The 17554-nt window shown below is 45.1% G+C and carries 14 protein-coding genes; 10 read left to right on the top strand and 4 right to left on the bottom strand.

The features are described 5' to 3' along the window. Window positions 1-200 precede the first annotated feature (200 nt). The 6 genes from lepA to MASE_RS12450 all read left to right on the top strand — a co-directional run bounded on the left by lepA (window position 201) and on the right by MASE_RS12450 (window position 6305). Window positions 201-1997 (top strand): translation elongation factor 4, encoded by a 1797-nt coding sequence (lepA, locus tag MASE_RS12475; RefSeq protein ID WP_014950105.1) that lies wholly within the window; start codon window positions 201-203, stop codon window positions 1995-1997. Next, a complete protein-coding gene (lepB, locus tag MASE_RS12470; RefSeq protein WP_014950104.1) occupies window positions 1997-2899 on the top strand; it encodes a signal peptidase I in 903 nt (300 codons plus the stop codon). The genes lepA and lepB overlap by 1 nt, the downstream gene beginning before the upstream one ends. Beyond that, window positions 2899-3585: a ribonuclease III gene (gene rnc / locus MASE_RS12465; RefSeq protein ID WP_014950103.1), complete on the top strand. Its 687-nt coding sequence runs from the start codon at window positions 2899-2901 to the stop codon at window positions 3583-3585. The genes lepB and rnc overlap by 1 nt, the downstream gene beginning before the upstream one ends. A gap of 19 nt (window positions 3586-3604) precedes the next feature. Further along, window positions 3605-4516 carry a GTPase Era gene (gene era / locus MASE_RS12460; RefSeq protein ID WP_014950102.1) on the top strand — a complete coding sequence of 304 codons (912 nt, stop codon included), beginning with the start codon at window positions 3605-3607 and terminating at the stop codon, window positions 4514-4516. Between the two features lie 213 nt (window positions 4517-4729). Continuing rightward, window positions 4730-5368, top strand: a complete 639-nt coding sequence (gene pdxH, locus MASE_RS12455; RefSeq protein ID WP_014950101.1) for a pyridoxamine 5'-phosphate oxidase — start codon at window positions 4730-4732, stop codon at window positions 5366-5368. A gap of 115 nt (window positions 5369-5483) precedes the next feature. Further along, window positions 5484-6305 (top strand): TatD family hydrolase, encoded by an 822-nt coding sequence (locus MASE_RS12450; RefSeq protein WP_014950100.1) that lies wholly within the window; start codon window positions 5484-5486, stop codon window positions 6303-6305. A 17-nt stretch (window positions 6306-6322) separates the two neighbouring features. Here MASE_RS12450 and MASE_RS12445 read toward each other — a convergent pair whose 3' ends face one another. Further along, window positions 6323-7039, bottom strand: coding sequence for a hypothetical protein (locus tag MASE_RS12445; RefSeq protein WP_014950099.1), 717 nt, complete (start codon window positions 7037-7039; stop codon window positions 6323-6325). Between the two features lie 118 nt (window positions 7040-7157). Between MASE_RS12445 and serB the strand changes: the two genes are divergently transcribed. Next, window positions 7158-8141, top strand: coding sequence for a phosphoserine phosphatase SerB (gene serB / locus MASE_RS12440; RefSeq protein WP_014950098.1), 984 nt, complete (start codon window positions 7158-7160; stop codon window positions 8139-8141). A 171-nt stretch (window positions 8142-8312) separates the two neighbouring features. Here serB and MASE_RS12435 read toward each other — a convergent pair whose 3' ends face one another. After that, window positions 8313-10838 carry a PilZ domain-containing protein gene (locus MASE_RS12435; RefSeq protein WP_014950097.1) on the bottom strand — a complete coding sequence of 842 codons (2526 nt, stop codon included), beginning with the start codon at window positions 10836-10838 and terminating at the stop codon, window positions 8313-8315. Between the two features lie 189 nt (window positions 10839-11027). Here MASE_RS12435 and radA point away from each other — a divergent pair, with 189 nt between their 5' ends. Further along, window positions 11028-12395 carry a DNA repair protein RadA gene (gene radA / locus MASE_RS12430; protein ID WP_014950096.1) on the top strand — a complete coding sequence of 456 codons (1368 nt, stop codon included), beginning with the start codon at window positions 11028-11030 and terminating at the stop codon, window positions 12393-12395. A 108-nt stretch (window positions 12396-12503) separates the two neighbouring features. On the opposite strand, the gene MASE_RS12425 is transcribed toward radA, so the two are convergent. Further along, a complete protein-coding gene (locus tag MASE_RS12425; RefSeq protein WP_014950095.1) occupies window positions 12504-12911 on the bottom strand; it encodes a PilZ domain-containing protein in 408 nt (135 codons plus the stop codon). A 210-nt stretch (window positions 12912-13121) separates the two neighbouring features. Further along, window positions 13122-14789 carry an energy-dependent translational throttle protein EttA gene (ettA, locus tag MASE_RS12420; RefSeq protein ID WP_014950094.1) on the bottom strand — a complete coding sequence of 556 codons (1668 nt, stop codon included), beginning with the start codon at window positions 14787-14789 and terminating at the stop codon, window positions 13122-13124. Window positions 14790-15081: 292 nt separating this feature from the next. On the opposite strand from ettA, the gene lpxD reads away from it, so the two are divergent. Both lpxD and glyA read left to right on the top strand, forming a co-directional pair. After that, entirely contained in the window at window positions 15082-16110 is a 1029-nt protein-coding gene (gene lpxD, locus MASE_RS12415) for a UDP-3-O-(3-hydroxymyristoyl)glucosamine N-acyltransferase (RefSeq protein ID WP_014950093.1), read from the top strand. 154 nt (window positions 16111-16264) lie between these two features. Continuing rightward, entirely contained in the window at window positions 16265-17521 is a 1257-nt protein-coding gene (gene glyA / locus MASE_RS12410; protein ID WP_014950092.1) for a serine hydroxymethyltransferase, read from the top strand. Window positions 17522-17554: the final 33 nt, after the last annotated feature.

Genomic DNA, 17554 nt, shown 5'->3' with positions numbered 1-17554 from the left:
TTTTGAGATAGGCCGAGGAAGTCACGTCAGGTTGCCACTTCCATTCGTTATGTTTCTTGAAAGTAATAAATTTTCCACCACGCCAATTCGCTTTTCGCGCAAGAAATGGGTAAAATCCGCACGCGCTGCGTATAACCCTTTAAGCAAGGCAAGCAGCATTTTTTGTTTAATGAATTTTTCTGCAGGTAATTTCCAGCATTATGCAACAATCGCACATTCGTAACTTCAGTATTATCGCCCACATTGACCACGGTAAGTCTACGCTGTCAGACCGTCTAATCCAGCATTGTGGAGGGCTAACAGACCGTGAAATGGCTGAACAGGTTCTCGACTCAATGGACCTGGAAAAAGAGCGCGGTATTACTATCAAAGCGCAAAGCGTAACGCTGAACTACGAAGCGCGCGACGGTGAAACTTATCAGCTTAACTTCATCGACACTCCAGGGCACGTTGACTTTACCTATGAAGTATCTCGTTCTCTTGCTGCCTGTGAAGGTGCGCTTTTGGTTGTTGATGCAGGTCAGGGCGTAGAAGCACAGACATTGGCAAACTGCTATACCGCCATCGAGATGGATATGGAAGTGGTGCCTGTACTAAATAAAATCGACCTGCCTCAGGCTGAACCAGACCGCGTTGCAGAAGAAATTGAAGATATTGTTGGTATCGATGCGCTGGACGCTGTGCGCTGCTCAGCAAAAACCGGTATCGGTATTGAAGATGTACTTGAAGTCATTGTAAATAAAATTCCGCCGCCAGAAGGTGACCGCGAAGCGCCACTTAAGGCGCTGATCATCGATTCTTGGTTCGACAACTACCAAGGCGTTGTTTCACTGGTACGTATTGTCGAAGGCCAGTTGACCAAGAAAGACAAAATTCAAATTATGTCAAACGGTCAAACGCATCAGGTTGACAAAATTGGTGTATTTACGCCTAAGCCACTCGATACAGGCACATTAAGAGCCGGTGAAGTAGGCTTTATCATTGCAGGGATTAAAGATATCCAAGGCGCGCCTGTGGGCGACACCATTACCTTGGCTCGCGAGCCAGCTGATGCAATGCTGCCGGGCTTTAAAAAGGTTAAACCTCAGGTTTATGCCGGTATTTTCCCAATAAGCTCAGACGATTATGAAGATTTCCGTGATGCCCTTGCGAAATTAAGCCTGAACGACGCTTCACTGTTCTATGAGCCAGAAAGCTCTGCAGCGCTAGGTTTTGGATTCCGTATTGGTTTCCTTGGCATGCTGCACATGGAAATCATTCAAGAGCGTTTAGAGCGTGAATATGACTTGGGTCTTATCACTACTGCGCCTACCGTAATATACGAAGTAGAAACGACCAAGGGCGAAACCCTTACCGTAGATAGCCCAGCTAAATTGCCTCCGGTAAATGATATCGCTGAAATTCGTGAGCCTATGGTTGAAGCCAATATTCTTGTGCCACAAGAGTATCTAGGCAACGTAATTACACTTTGCGTTGAAAAGCGCGGTATGCAAACCAACATGACATACCACGGTAAGCAAGTGGCGGTAACTTATGAACTGCCAATGGCAGAAGTGGTGCTCGATTTCTTCGACCGTTTGAAATCTACGAGCCGTGGTTTTGCATCGCTTGATTACAACTTTAAGCGTTTCCAGACATCAGACATGGTGCGTGTTGATATTCTTATTAACGGTGAACGTGTAGACGCGTTAGCAGTAATTACACATAGAGAAAACTCTCAAGGCCGTGGTCGTGAGCTGGTCGAAAAGCTTCGCGAGCTTATTCCACGACAAATGTTCGATATCGCTATTCAGGCGGCTATCGGTAACCATATTGTTGCAAGAAGTACAGTTAAACAGCTACGTAAAAACGTAATCGCGAAGTGTTACGGCGGTGACGTAAGCCGTAAGAAGAAACTACTTCAAAAGCAGAAAGAAGGTAAAAAGCGAATGAAGCAAGTGGGTAATGTTGAATTGCCACAAGATGCGTTCCTTGCAGTATTGAAGGTGGGCAAATAATGGCGAATTACTTCTCCTTAATTTTGGTGGCACTCACCTTAATAACAGGATTAATCTGGCTAGTGGATAGCCTAGTGTTTGCACCAAAGCGAAAAGCACGTTTACAGGCTGCGGCAACCGCAGAAGGAGCGGGCTATGGAGAAGATCCTCAACTGCCGTACCTTGTTGATACTTCGCAACAGATTTTTCCTGTTATTGCTTTCGTATTGGTATTGCGTTCGTTTTTATATGAACCATTTCAAATTCCTTCAGGCTCAATGATGCCCACCCTGTTAGTGGGTGACTTCATTTTGGTTGAAAAGTTTGCCTATGGCGTGAAAGACCCAGTTTTCAGAAGTAAGCTTATTGAAACTGGCGTTCCAGAGCGTGGCGATGTGGTGGTTTTCAAGTACCCTGAAGAGCCTTCAATTGACTACATTAAGCGCGTGATCGGTTTACCGGGCGATACCGTGGTTTATCAAAATAAACAGGTTTATATCAAACCGAAGTGTGAGACTGGCAACAACTGTCCTAAATTGAAAGCCGTACCGCTGACGTTCCAAGAGCGTGGTGAGTTCGTACAGGACATGGCGCAGCTTATGCGTTACACCGAAGATTTAGGCACAGTAGAGCATGACATTTTGCGCCACCCAGTACGCGAGATTTCGCCGGTTAATTTTTATACCCAGCCTGGCACACGCAGCAATGAGTGGATTGTGCCAGAAGGTCAGTATTTCGTGCTAGGCGATAACCGTGACAACAGCCGCGACAGCCGTTTCTGGGGTTTTGTGCCAGATGCAAACTTGGTTGGAAAAGCGGTGGCGATCTGGATTTCATTTGAATTTGAGCGCAGTCCGTCAGACTTCCTTCCAACTTGGGTACCAACAGGTGTTCGATTTGAGCGAGCAGGTGGCATTCATTAATGCAGGGAATTGATAAATATCGTCGTCTGTACAAGGCGATAGGCTACACATTTACCAATGAAGCTCTATTGGAACAAGCGCTTACTCATCGCAGTGCGGCTAAACAGCACAACGAGCGACTAGAATTTCTGGGTGACGCTATTTTAGGCATGATTGTTGGGGAAACGCTGTTTAAGCGATTCCCAACTGTGCCAGAAGGCAAACTCACACGAATGCGCTCTACTTTGGTTAAAGGAGACACACTGGCAGAACTTGCAAAGGAAGCCAGTGTGGGTGAACTACTTAACTTAGGGCCCGGTGAGCTCAAAAGCGGTGGTCATCGTAGAAGTTCGATTTTAGCCGATGCAGTTGAAGCTATTTTAGGGGCTATTTATCTCGATTCCGGTATGGACGAGGTACGAGGCGTTATAGACCGTTTATGGGAAACCCGCATTAACAAACTAGACCCTAATGCTCACCCTAAAGACAGCAAAACTCGTCTTCAGGAGTTTTTACAAGGTCGTAAACAAGCGCTACCAACCTATGAAGTGCTGTCTATTTCAGGGAAAGATCATGCTCAGACTTTTGAAGTTAGCTGTCAGGTAGAAAGTCTACCAGAAGCGGTAGTGGCGTCTGGCAATAGTCGCCGAAAAGCAGAACAAGAAGCTGCTCGTTTAACATTGGAGAAGCTTGATGACAACGCATGATGAATCGAATTTGCCAGAAATGCCTGATATTCAAACTCGCTGTGGCCTAGTTGCCATAGTAGGTCGCCCTAATGTGGGTAAATCGACCTTGCTCAATCGCTTGCTAGGTCAAAAAGTAAGCATTACGTCGCGTAAGCCGCAAACTACTCGCCACCGCATTCTTGGTATAGACACCGATGGTGACTATCAAGCTATTTACGTTGATACTCCAGGGCTTCACCAAGACGAAAAGCGCGCGATCAATCGCTACATGAACCGCGCGGCATCAAGCTCTTTGGCTGAAGTTGGCCTTGTGCTATTCGTTGTTGAAGGCGATCGATTCAACGCCGAAGATGAAATGGTATTAAGTAAGGTTAAACAAGCAAACCTTCCTTGCTATCTCATCGTAAACAAGATGGATAAGGTTGAAGATAAAGAAAACTTTATGGTTCACCTTAAAAAGCTTGGCGAAAAGCACCCGTTTGAGCACATGATCCCTATCAGTGCTAAACAGGGCCGAATGGTCGACGAAATTAGAGAGTTAGTGGCCAAGTCGCTACCTAAAAGTGAATTTTTCTTCCCAGAAGATTACATTACTGACCGCTCAAGCCGTTTTATGGCTGCTGAAATCATTCGCGAAAAGCTTATGCGCTTTACCGGCGATGAATTGCCTTACTCTACTACTGTGGAAATTGAGCAATTCAAAATGGCAGACAATGGTGTTTATCGTATCAGCGGGCTGATTTTGGTAGAGCGTGAAACCCAAAAACGCATGATCATCGGCAAAGGGGGAAAGCATTTGAAAACCATTGGTGAGCAAGCGCGTAAAGATATGGAAAACTTGTTCGACAACAAAGTATTTCTAGAACTTTGGGTGAAAGTGAAACAAGGCTGGGCAGACGATGAACGTGCTCTGCGCTCTCTAGGTTACGGAGACGACAGTAACTTCTAGTTCACGCTAATATTATCTTTATAACGCTAGTTAGCTGTAACTGGCGTTATATTAGCAAATAGAGTGAGTCAGCATTTTCGCCAAGTGGTGTAGCTGATGGCTTGTGGACAACTACCTCAGTTAGATGCGCTTATGTGAGCATTTACACGGTGGTTTATTTACTCGGTTTCAACATCTCTAGCAGGCACAACAACTTCTTTTTAGGAGCGGTATATGGCAATTTCAGATATGCGCAGGCAGTACTCAAAGGGCAGTTTGAGTGAGTCAGATATTACTTCAAGTCCATTTATCATGTTCGATAAATGGTTAAAAGACGCCATAGACGCCGGAATTCCTGATCCTACTGCAATGACGGTTGCCACCGTCGATGCCAACGGCCAACCCTCTCAGCGTATTGTTTTGTTAAAAGATGTCAGTGAAAAGGGCTTTGTGTTTTTCACTAACTTAGGCAGCCGTAAGGCACAAGAGTTAGCGGTAAACCCTAAAGTGTCGTGCCACTTTCCCTGGTTTTTTATGGAACGTCAGGTTCGCGTATGTGGCAGCGTTGAAAAGCTTTCTGTTTCTGAGAATGCTGCTTATTTCTTTTCGCGACCGAAAGACAGTCAGCTAGCAGCGTACGCGTCAAAACAAAGCAAACCTATTGGCAGCAGGGAGCTTCTACTGACCCAGTTTAAGCAGTTAAAAGATAAGTTTGCTAACAAAGAGCTTCCCGTGCCGGACTTTTGGGGCGGTTTCAGGATCGTGCCTCATCAAATTGAGTTTTGGCAAGGTGGAGAAGATAGGCTACATGACCGCTTTGAATACAACAAAACTGAAGATGGCGCGTGGGTAACACAGCGCCTAATGCCGTAGGGAATAAGTTCACCTTTCGTTCCAGCTAAAGTACTTCTCTAGAATGTGAGCCCGCTTAACTATTGAGCTTGTAGATAGCGTGCGGCGAGATAAGTAACAAGGAGGCATCTAAGCCGTGATTGATAGTCATTGCCATCTCGACTTACTTGCACAAAAGAAAGATCTTAGAGTTGCATTAGAAAGCGCCAAAGCCGCAGGGCTTACCCGCATCATGGCGCCTAGCATTAACCCCGAATCTTGGCAGACGTTACAAGCGCTCAGTGAACGCTACGAAAGTCTTTTATCTATAGATACTGCGCTCGGGCTTCACCCTTATTTTTTGACTGGCAGCGAGCTTGAAAAGCCAGAGCAAACACTCAAGGAGAGTCTTCGTCAACTTGAAGACGCTACGGCTAACTTGCACCCTTCGGTAAAAGCCGTGGGGGAAACAGGTATCGATGGGCATATAAGCGTGGCATTCGCGCTTCAAAAGGAAGCGCTACATAACCATTTGAAACTTGCCGATAAAGTATCGTTACCCGTAATTTTACATCACAGAAAGAGTCATCACTTGCTAGTTGAAGCATTGAAGCAAACCAAATACCAAGGTATAGGCGTTGTGCATGCTTTTTCAGGAAGTATTGAAGCGGCCAAAGGGTATATTGAGAGAGGGTTTTACCTAGGTATAGGCGGTACGATTACCTATGAACGTGCTCAAAAAACACGAAACACTCTTGGGTTTTTGTTAGAACACCATTTTGATAAATTGCTTTTAGAAACGGATGCCCCTGATATGCCCATGTGCGGTAGACAAGGAGAAGCAAACGAACCTCGTTATTTATCAGATGTCGTTGATGTTATAAACGACCGCTATGGCATGTCACATAAAGAAATAGTGTCCACCACCACAGCGAACTACACTCGACTATTTGATATTGATGCTGGAAGTGAAGCATAGACTTCCAAATTAGCTATCTAGCGCTTCTCTTTATTTCTTTTTGATTCGATTACCTGAATAAACCATGGGCGAGATTTATAAAAGGCCCGGGTTAGGTAAATACCTAGCATGAGCGCTAAAAAGACGAGAATACACGCAATAAGAGCAAGCTGGTAACGCAATGTCAGTGGACTCTCGAGGACAGCCTGCGTGTTCATGTGAATATTCACATAACCTAGTAAATTTTCATTATCGTCAGTGATAACGCCAACATAGGTTAGCGGCGTTACACTTTGCGACTGACTCATCGACACCACACTGGCAATTTGAGGCAAAGGAGCAATATACCTCCCGTCCTTATCAAACACAGACAAGGCAAGAATGTGTGGCTCGTCGACCAAAATAGAGGCGACACTTTCAATATACTCCCGTTGAGTGAGAGTATCAGATAGCGCGGAATCTACATTGTTCTCAGTTTCCTGATTCGAAAGTGCGTCAGCGATAAAGGCAGGTTGTAGCAGTTTTGCATACTGCCTTGCTATGCTCTCACCAGAGAAGCGAGTTTGCACGGTAAGCCAGTCGTTTTGGTATTGTTGGAATAACAGAAGCAATACCACTATCAAAGCAAACACCGCACTCACTACTATTGTGTGGAACAATCGCTTTAGAACTGTGTACAACGAATGCGAGTCATTCTTTGTTTGTGAAGCTGCTTTGCTTAGCCCGTCTACCAATTCGCTTTTCCATAAAGTCACGAGGGTTGCCTAACAGTAGGATAATTCGAAATAATTTAAAAGGAGATATTTTATTAGTTAGCCTAATTGGTTAGCATTAGAGCACCATTTGCCAATCACCGCAGTTTCTGTGTGCGTTATGAAAGACACTCTTCTTAATAATATCGATAATGACGATATCCATTTAGCTTCTTTTTTGTCTCATGTAGTTAGCAATAGTCACAACGACAGTGCGTATTCACATACGTTAACCGTTATTGGTCAAGCTGTAACACCTTATCTACTGCACAGCGTTTTAATTAAACTCAACGATGTGTTTACTCCTTCTAGCGCTGCTTTCCATCATTTACACAAGCAAATGGGGGATGATGTAATAGAAATTAGAGGTGCTTTGCAATACACTGAACTTGAGCAGATTAAGCCACTGCTGGGCGACGTATCCAAGGCATATAATGTTGATGTTGGTTTGCAGGGCTCTCGCCCCTCATTGTCTGAGCCAGGACTACTGGTCATGGACATGGATAGCACTGTCATCGCGATTGAATGTATCGATGAAATTGCTAAATTGGCGGGTGTTGGCGAGCAGGTGGCAGAAGTTACCGCTAAGGCAATGCGTGGAGAAATTGCGTTTAATGATAGCTTAACGCATAGAGTGGCCTGCTTGGAAGGCGTGCCAGTTAGTCACCTTAATCAAATTCGTGACAGCATACCTATCATGCCCGGCATTCAAGCCTTGCTTACTCACTTGAAACAGCATAATTGGAAATTAGCGATCGCCTCAGGTGGATTCACCTTTTTCGCTGACCACCTAAAAGCAAGGCTTGGACTCGATTTTGCCATTTCTAACACGCTTGCGGTGAAAAACGAGCAGCTGACTGGAAAAGTAGAGGGTGAAATTGTCAATGCAGACGTTAAGGCGCGAACCGTAAACGCCCTTGCCGAGAAGTGGCAAATTTCAGCCAAACAAACCGTTGCTATGGGGGATGGGGCTAACGATTTGGTCATGATGGCTGAATCAGCGCTAGGCGTGGCGTGTCACGGTAAGCCACTGGTTAATGAAAAGGCGGATGTGGCAATCCGCATTGGCAGTTTACATAGCCTTCTGTATTTTCTAGACAAGTAGTTAACGAGAGTCTGTAATACAAGCGCTAGTTTTGGGGCAATAAAACTAGCGCTTCACACTTTATCGATTACCTTTCACCGGCCACAAGTTTTCAAAATCTTGTGATTAAAATCCTCCCGTGATGGGTCTTAACCTACGGGCTCATTTAAATTGATAGGCTTTGCGATTTCACTACGCGTTGCGCGCAATGGCTTTAGGTTGAACCGCACTTTTTAACGTTTTATTAGCCGTGATATCTTCTACTGTAAAGCCGTATCTTATAAGCACTTCATCTGTGACATCGACCAGGTGAGAACACGCTGCAATACTCCACATTTTCTTCTCTAGCTCACGGGCCCGGTGCATGGCGTACATGGTGACGTAATTGATTTCCGTTTGCAGCATGGTCATGTCTGGCTTGCCAGTTGTGGTTAGCATGACATGAATAGCTACGAACTGGCCGCGAACCATAGCTTCTCTAATAAACGCTCGGCGCTGCTCGTTATTTTCGAATTTATCGGAATAGCGAGGAATGATCGCCATTCGCGGCTCTTTTTGTGATGCATCGAATGAGATAAATAATTCCTGTCGCAACGGCATATTTTCAAGCTTAACGGCCTTAATGCCACTTTGTACAAAAGGTATATCTTGTTTTCTGTCTCTAAAGAGAAACTCTAAATTCACTTGCCCACGTTCGGCGTATTGCGTGGTTAGGGTGGTTATGCGTTCGTCCTGCTTTCCGACAATACAAGCCTGTGGAGTGTAGCGAACACCTTCCTTACTCATTAAGAAGGATAGGGAAGTAGCGTTTCGCGCATTAATACAACGAAGCGCCTGTCCCATGCCTGGTACTTCTTCTTCGTCGTTCTCTACTTTAAGGCTGCCTTTGTTCTTTTTAATCAGTTCTTCAAAGAAGTTTCTAGCACTTTTGCCTTCGTCGCCCGGCATAGTTTTTAAATGAAGAATGTTCTTGTCGACGTTGTGATAAATGATTTCGTATTGCAAATGCATGACATCAAAGGAACTGGCAATTTCTTGCAGACGAGGGAAAGCGACTTCTACTTTGCCCTCTAAATTACCTTTATATTCTTTGCTCAACTCTATACGAAGTCCAAGTCCATGCACCGAAATATCTTCGCTGATCCCTTTGTGCACCAGTTCTTCATTATTGAAGCGAGCTTCAATTTGGGTTCTCAGCTGATAGCGACTTTCTATGCGTTGCTCTTCATATTTAAACCTGACAACCTGAACATTCGAAGGAGCGCGATTGCGCGGATGCCCAAAATTTCGCAGATGAGAGAGGTTTTCTCGATTAAACTTAAATTCGTTGTAGGTCTCTTGCCCTGTTACTGAGGTTACATCGGTTACGTGTGCCAAGAATCGCAGGTTTTTCAGCTTTGACATTAGTCGAGCCGATGGCGGAGTGTTCAGTTTTTTAACTTTATTACCGACAGAATCCGGAATGGAAAGCGGAATATGGGCCTGCTCAGGGTCAACCTCTGTTAAGGTTATTTTAAATACACGCCAACTCGCTTTTTTAGAGCCAAACCCTAAAAATACTCGGGTTAGTACGTCTTTTTGCAAGAGTTCCTCGTAAGAGGCTGAGTAAAAGTAGACCTTGTCGTTCTGCAAATGAGTAAAACTAAATACGAAAATCTCTCTTACTTCTTCTGACTTCTGCAATAAGCGCATAAGCCTTTCCTGGGTGAGTAAGAAGTTCAATCGACAGTTATCGTCTTCGTCTTGCCAATACTGCACGGTTTCGCGGTTCACTTCGTTAACCATAGCAAACCGGGGAACCAGCGTTTTATTAATGACGTCTATATACACCGGCAGCGTGGGGCTACGCGGCGAAAAGTACTGCTCACAAATCTTACTGGTAATCGCCTCAATCGTATTGCTCATATTAACTTTATATCGGCGTTTATTGCCGTGTATAAAGCTTTCTAAGAATTTGTCGAATGCGGGGCTTGGCTTTTCTTTATCTCGTTGCAAGGCAAGATAGTTAACATCGTTTTTAGTTATTATCTTTACGAGCTTATATGCAATGCCATTCTTTTTGTCCATGGCAAATTCATTCTCTAAGCCCCTAAAGAATATAAACAGCGTTTCTCCTTTTTTGAAAAACGCGTCTTTAGAGAGTTTTACCTGTAAGCCTTCAAGAGATATATCAACACTCAAACCGCGCATTGATTGATTGGCGCTATTAAATAATTCTACCGCCACAGCGAAGTTCATGCGTTCAGTGTTGCGCTGTCTGTAATCAAGCAGGTTTACGGTAGGAACTTTAAACTGCTCCAATACTGCTGAGCGCTTTTTGAGTTCAGGATTTTCTTTATCAGCGCGTTCTTGTGCGAGTTCTTTTTCGCGCATTAAGCGAAAGTTGTTTTCGGTGTTCTGTACCGCTTCGTAAACACCGTAAGTATATCGGCCAAATACCCTCAACTGCTCTTCAAACTTGTCAACAGCGACGTCATCCATGTAGTGGCTACGTCCTTCGTGTACATATTTATTGCACTTTCCGTCAACATGACCACGCAAGTCTATGGTGCGCATACAGGGTTTGGCTAGGCGTTTCACTTCCATTTTGATGAGGAAGCGCTTTTCTTTCGGCACATCAGATGCAGTTTGAAGCAATACCTGGTTAAACTCAGGCTCATTAACCATGGGCTTTAGCTGTTCAATAATATCAGCATATTGCTTTAAATCTTGACTCATGAATGCGCAACTTTGTTGTTTAGTATCATTATTTTAGTTGTTATCGGCAAATCAGCAAAACTCATTAACCCGTAAAGTCGTTATACTTTTGTACCGTTTTACTGGAGGAGAACTGACCTTAGGTTTGTGCTTAATTCACCGTTGTTAAGTGTTAGAATACTCTTTTTAAGCAATGGATAAAACTGGAATATGGCAAAACGTAAAACTGCTTATGTGTGTTCTGACTGCGGTGCAGAGTTCCCTCGCTGGCAAGGTCAATGTTCGGAGTGTAAAGCGTGGAATACGATAAGTGAGTTTGTGGTTGCAAGTGCCAAAAGTGTCGCACGCCAAACCACGTCAGGCTATGCTGGGCAAACCGCTGCCAAAATTGAGACATTAAATGCAATAGATCTCGAATCACTACCGCGATTCTCGTCAACATTTAAAGAGCTAGATAGAGTGTTAGGGGGCGGAATAGTCCCTGGGGCAGCTATGTTAATTGGTGGATCGCCAGGAGCGGGAAAGAGTACGCTTCTGCTTCAAGTAATGTGTCAGATGGCAAAAAGTGAAACCGCGCTTTATGTCACGGGGGAAGAGTCGCTTCAGCAAGTCGCTATGCGAGCAAAGCGCTTAAATCTACCTGACGACAAGCTTATGATGTTAGCCGAAACAAACGTGGAAACTATCTGCGATTTAGCGCTTACGAAAAAGCCTAAAATTATGGTTATCGACTCTATTCAGGTGATGCACGTGTCAGACGTTCAGTCTGCGCCAGGCAGTGTGTCGCAAGTACGAGAAAGCGCGGCGTATTTAACGCGCTTTGCCAAGCAAAATCATATTGCTATGTTCATTGTTGGCCATGTAACAAAAGACGGTAACTTGGCGGGTCCGAAAGTTCTTGAGCACTGTATCGACAGCTCTATGATGCTAGAAGGAGAAAGTGATGGTCGCTACCGTACGCTTCGAAGTCATAAAAACCGCTTTGGTGCGGTAAATGAGCTCGGCGTGTTTGCCATGACAGAAAAAGGCCTTAAAGAGGTAAGCAACCCATCGGCCATATTCTTAAGTCGAGGTGACAATGAAACGCCAGGGTCTAGCGTTATGGTTATCTGGGAGGGCACCCGCCCGTTACTTGTAGAAATACAGGCGTTGGTAGACTATTCGCAGATGTCGAACCCAAGGCGAATCGCTGTAGGGTTGGATCAGAACCGTTTGTCTATGCTGCTCGCGGTTTTGCATCGCCATGGCAATGTGCAAATGAACGATCAAGACGTTTTTGTCAACGTGGTAGGCGGTGTAAGAGTATCAGAGACCAGTGCAGACTTAGCCTTATTATTGGCCATGATTTCAAGCTTTAGAAATCGCTCACTGCCCAGAGATTTAATTGTATTCGGCGAAGTCGGGCTAGCCGGCGAGATTCGCCCGGTTCCTAACGGAACGGAACGCATTATCGAGGCGGCGAAACATGGTTTTAAGCGGGCGATCGTGCCAAAAGCCAATGCGCCTAAGCAAGCCATTAATGGTATGAAAGTGGTGCCGGTAGCGCGCTTATCTGAGGCGTTAGACGCGCTTGAGTAATGCGGAAGGCTCAACATTTAAGTAAAGTGTTGACGGTGCCTGTTAAATTGAAAGGCCTATTAAATGGGCCTTTCCTGCATTAAACGAGTGAAACGCGTTTTTTAAAGGTTAATGTGGCGCCTGATAAACCGCATCAACTAATGCATTCAGGTCTTTCTCTTCAATACTGGCGTCGTCGCTGTTTAAAGTAATTAAACGACGAAGGGCGCTAATGCTGTCTACATCCATTCGCTCAACTTTACAGCCTAATGAAACCCGTTCTTTTCTACTGTCGGCATGACGATACAACTGCGAAATAGAAAGGGTTATTACAGGACTGTCTTCATTTGCTTGGAAGGTAGCAGTGTAAGGGTCGTGACTGTCAAAAGGTAAGTGTGACAACGCCGTTTCGGTAGCTTGAAGTTTAATGCCTTGAAGCGATACGTCGCTGACTACCACATCAATACTAACGTCATTGTGTGCCAGTGTGCCATTTACATTCAGTGACACCCGTTGAAATTGGCGCTTATCCGTCATTTTTCAAATACCCAGTTATCATTAACGCTGTTATATCAGTCCGCGTAGATAATTGCCCACTGAGTGGGTAATGACCTATGCGGACTGGTATTAGTATTGGCTAATTTGCGTGGGTTCGCAATGAAAAGCGAACAAATAAAAAAGCCGCTATCAGCGATAGCGGCTTTAGACGTAAAGCAGAGATACAGATCTTACATCTCTGAATTTGTGTTATTTAGACATACGCTTATATTTAAGGCGGTGCGGTTCAACCACATCTTGTCCAAATTCTTGCTTCAACCAGCTTTCGTAGTCTGAGTAGTTACCTTCGAAGAAGTTGATGTTACCTTCATCGCGGTAATCCATAATGTGTGTTGCTACACGGTCTAGGAACCAACGGTCGTGCGAGATAACCATGGCACAGCCTGGGAACTCCAACAACGCGTTTTCCAAGGCGCGAAGTGTTTCTACGTCTAGGTCGTTGGTTGGCTCATCCAGTAGCAATACGTTACCGCCTGCTTTAAGCAGTTTCGCAAGGTGAACACGGTTACGCTCACCACCTGACAAGTCTTTGATGAACTTCTGCTGGTCGGTGCCTTTAAAGTTAAAACGGCTGCAGTAGGCGCGGCTGTTAATTTCAAAGTTACCAATGCGAATAATGTCTTGTTCGTCAGAAATTTCTTTCCACACGGTATTGTTTTCGTTCATGTGGTCGCGGAACTGTTCTACCGCAGCAATTTGAACGGTTTCACCTAAATCGATGGTGCCTGAATCAGGTTGCTCAGCACCGGTAAGCATTCTGAACAAGGTTGATTTACCCGCGCCGTTAGGGCCTACGATACCTACAATGGCACCCTTTGGTACTTTAAACGTTAAGTCGTCGATAAGTACGCGATCGCCATACGACTTTTTAAGGTTGCTTACTTCAATAACCTTGTCACCTAAGCGTTCACCTGGTGGAATGAAAAGCTCATTGGTTTCATTACGCTTTTGGTAATCGCTGGTAGATAGTTCTTCAAAGCGGGCCATACGAGCTTTACTTTTAGCATGACGACCTTTCGGGTTTGAGCGTACCCACTCAAGTTCCTGTTTCATGCTCTTCATACGCGCCGTTTCGGTACGCTCTTCTTGCTCAAGTCGGTTTTCTTTTTGCTCCAACCAAGAAGAGTAGTTACCTTCCCACGGAATACCTTCACCACGGTCAAGTTCTAAAATCCAACCTGCAACGTTATCAAGGAAGTATCTATCGTGGGTAATAGCGACTACCGTACCTTCATAATCGTGAAGGAAACGCTCTAGCCATGCGACTGATTCTGCGTCTAAGTGGTTAGTGGGTTCGTCTAGAAGCAACATTTCAGGCTTTTCTAGAAGTAGGCGGCACAGCGCTACACGGCGGCGTTCACCACCAGATAGTTTGCTAACGTCCGCATCCCACGCTGGAAGGCGAAGGGCATCAGCAGCACGCTCTAATGCATTTTCTAAGTTGTGGCCATCTTTGGCTTGAATAATAGCTTCTAACTCGCCCTGCTCTTTAGCAAGGGCGTCAAAATCAGCGTCTGCTTCTGCATAAGCTGCATATACTTCATCTAGGCGAGTTAATGCGTGTTTAACGTCGGCGACGGCTTCTTCTATATTGCCGCGAACATCTTTTGTTTCATCAAGCTGAGGCTCTTGTGGAAGGTAGCCCACTTTTAAGCCCGGTTGAGGACGCGCTTCACCTTCGATGTCGGTATCTACGCCGGCCATAATGCGAAGTAAGGTAGATTTACCTGCACCGTTTAGACCTAGCACACCAATTTTGGCGCCTGGGAAAAAGCTAAGTGAGATATTTTTTAGAATGTGTCTATTAGGTGGGACGATTTTGCCCACGCGATGCATACTGTAAACGTATTGCGCCATGCTCTATCCTCGCTGAATAAGCGGTGAAAAATAAAAAAGTGATTGGGGTCTATTCTACTCGTAACAGGGTAGTTTGTGCCAGTTACTTACGCTTAGTGTATTTGTGCTTGGCGATATTTTAATCACTCATGCCAAAAAGATCGATTTATGCATCGGTTGGCGAGTTGATTTAAGGTAAACTTGTTTTTATAAGCATGAGTAAACATGGGCTTTAGGGTGAGCTAGCAAACAGCAATAAAGAACCCAAAGCGATAGACTCAACACTATTCATATCTCTGAACAGGTAATTATGATGACCGCTATGAGTAAACGCACATACAGTCTGGAAGAGCTTGCCAAACATGTAAGTGGGGAAGTGCAGGGCGATGGAAACATTACTATCTCTGCAGTAGGTACGTTATCCGGTGCAGCATCGCACCAAATTTCGTTTCTAACAAATCCTAAATACAAGCCGCAGTTAAAAGATACTCAGGCTGGTGCGGTAATTCTGCACAAAAACTTAAAAGATGATAGCCCAGTTCCTGCGTTGGTTGTGGCAAACCCTCATGCAGCGTTCGCCCTTATCGCTCAGTTGTTTGATACTACCCCAGCGGTAGCGACAGGTATTGCTGAGACAGCGGTTATTGCGCCATCTGCCCGCATCGGCAGTGATGTATCGCTAGGCCACAATGTAATCATTGAAGAGAACGTGGTTTTAGGCGATAGAGTTACTGTAGGCGCGAATACGGTTATTCGCAGAGGTACCCATATTGGTGAAGGCTGCACCATTCACCCGAACGTAACTATCTATCATGACGTAGTAATTGGTAAGCGCGTGACAATTCATAGCCAAACAGTTATTGGTGCGGCAGGCTTTGGTTACGCAAATGATAAAGGCGTTTGGATCCCTATTCCACAAACAGGGTCGGTTCGCATTGGTGACGACAGTCAGATTGGCGCAAGCAGCAGCATTGACCGCGGCGCCATGGAAGATACGATTTTAGGCACTAACGTTATTATCGATAACCAAGTACAAATTGGCCACAACTGTATTATTGGTGATCACTCTTGTATTTGCGGCGCTACAGGAATTGCTGGTAGCTGTCATATCGGCAAGCACGTTATTATCGGTGGTGGAGTGGGCATTAATGGTCACATTAGCATTTGCGATAATGTTCAGGTGACTGGCTATACCATGATTGTACAAGATATCACTGAACCGGGTGTTTATTCTTCTGGCCAGCCAGCACAAACCAACCGTGACTGGCGCAAAAATACGGTTCGCCTTGCCAAAATTGGTAGTTTATTTGACCGTGTTAAAGCCCTGGAAAAACAGGTCTGATCTCGCGCTGGCGCAGGTATTTCGTTAAACCTGCGCCATTTATATTAATTTGGTCACAAAGCGGTATACAAGCCCCCGAAAATGACTAGAATATGGCTCGAATTTGAGCAATCAGTGCGTAACGCCATATAAAAACCGCAGTTAAGGAGCCCCCATGTTTTCTCGCGAAATGAATATAGCCGACTTCGATCCTGAATTAGCCGATGCAATGTCTAAAGAGGTTGAGCGTCAAGAACATCACATAGAGCTAATTGCCTCTGAGAACTACTGTAGCCCACGTGTAATGGAAGCACAGGGTTCGCAGCTTACTAACAAGTACGCGGAAGGCTACCCAGGCAAGCGTTACTACGGTGGTTGTGAGCACGTAGACGTTGTTGAACAACTTGCGATCGATCGTGCAAAAGCACTATTCGGTGCAGACTACGCGAACGTTCAACCGCACGCTGGTTCACAAGCTAACTCTGCCGTATTCATGGCACTACTTGACGCAGGCGATACGGTATTGGGAATGAGCCTTTCTGAAGGTGGTCACCTTACTCACGGTTCACACGTAAACTTCTCTGGTAAAACCTACAATGCTGTTCAGTATGGTCTGAACAAAGAAACCGGTGAAATCGATTACGCTCAGGTTGAGGCACTTGCTAAAGAGCACAAGCCGAAAATGATTATCGGTGGTTTCTCTGCGTATTCTGGCATTGTTGATTGGGCAAAATTCCGTGAAATCGCTGATAGCGTTGGCGCTTACTTGCTCGTAGATATGGCGCACGTAGCAGGTCTTGTAGCAGCAGGCGTTTATCCAAACCCGCTTCCTCATGCTCACGTGGTAACAACGACTACTCATAAAACGCTAGCGGGTCCACGTAGTGGTCTTATCCTATCTTCATGTGGCGATGAAGCGATTTACAAAAAGCTTAACAGCTCGGTATTCCCAGGCAACCAAGGTGGCCCTCTTTGCCACGTGATCGCAGCTAAAGCGGTTGCATTCAAAGAAGCACTACAGCCAGAATTTAAAGTGTATCAGCAGCAGGTTGTTGCAAATGCGAAAGCTATGGTTTCTGTAATGCAAGAGCGCGGTTATAACATCGTCTCTGGCGGTACTGACAACCACTTGTTCCTTCTTGACCTAATCGACAAGGACATTACAGGTAAAGATGCTGACGCAGCACTTGGTGCCGCAAATATTACGGTAAACAAAAACTCAGTGCCAAATGACCCGCGTTCACCGTTTGTAACCAGCGGTCTTCGTATTGGTAGCCCAGCGATTACTCGCCGTGGTTTCAAAGAAGAACAAGCTAAGCAAGTTGCAACATGGATTTGCGACATTCTAGATAACATGGGCGATGAGTCTGTTATCAAACGTGTTCAAGACGAAGTGGTTGCACTTTGCGCACAATTCCCTGTTTATAAATAAATAGGTTTGTGTTTTATTGCGTACTTTGGTACT

It is taken from the genome of Alteromonas macleodii ATCC 27126 (genome assembly GCF_000172635.2).
GTDB classification, from domain to species: Bacteria; Pseudomonadota; Gammaproteobacteria; order Enterobacterales; family Alteromonadaceae; genus Alteromonas; species Alteromonas macleodii.
Note: the sequence above shows the minus strand (reverse complement) of the source record. Positions and strands in the feature narration are given on the sequence as shown.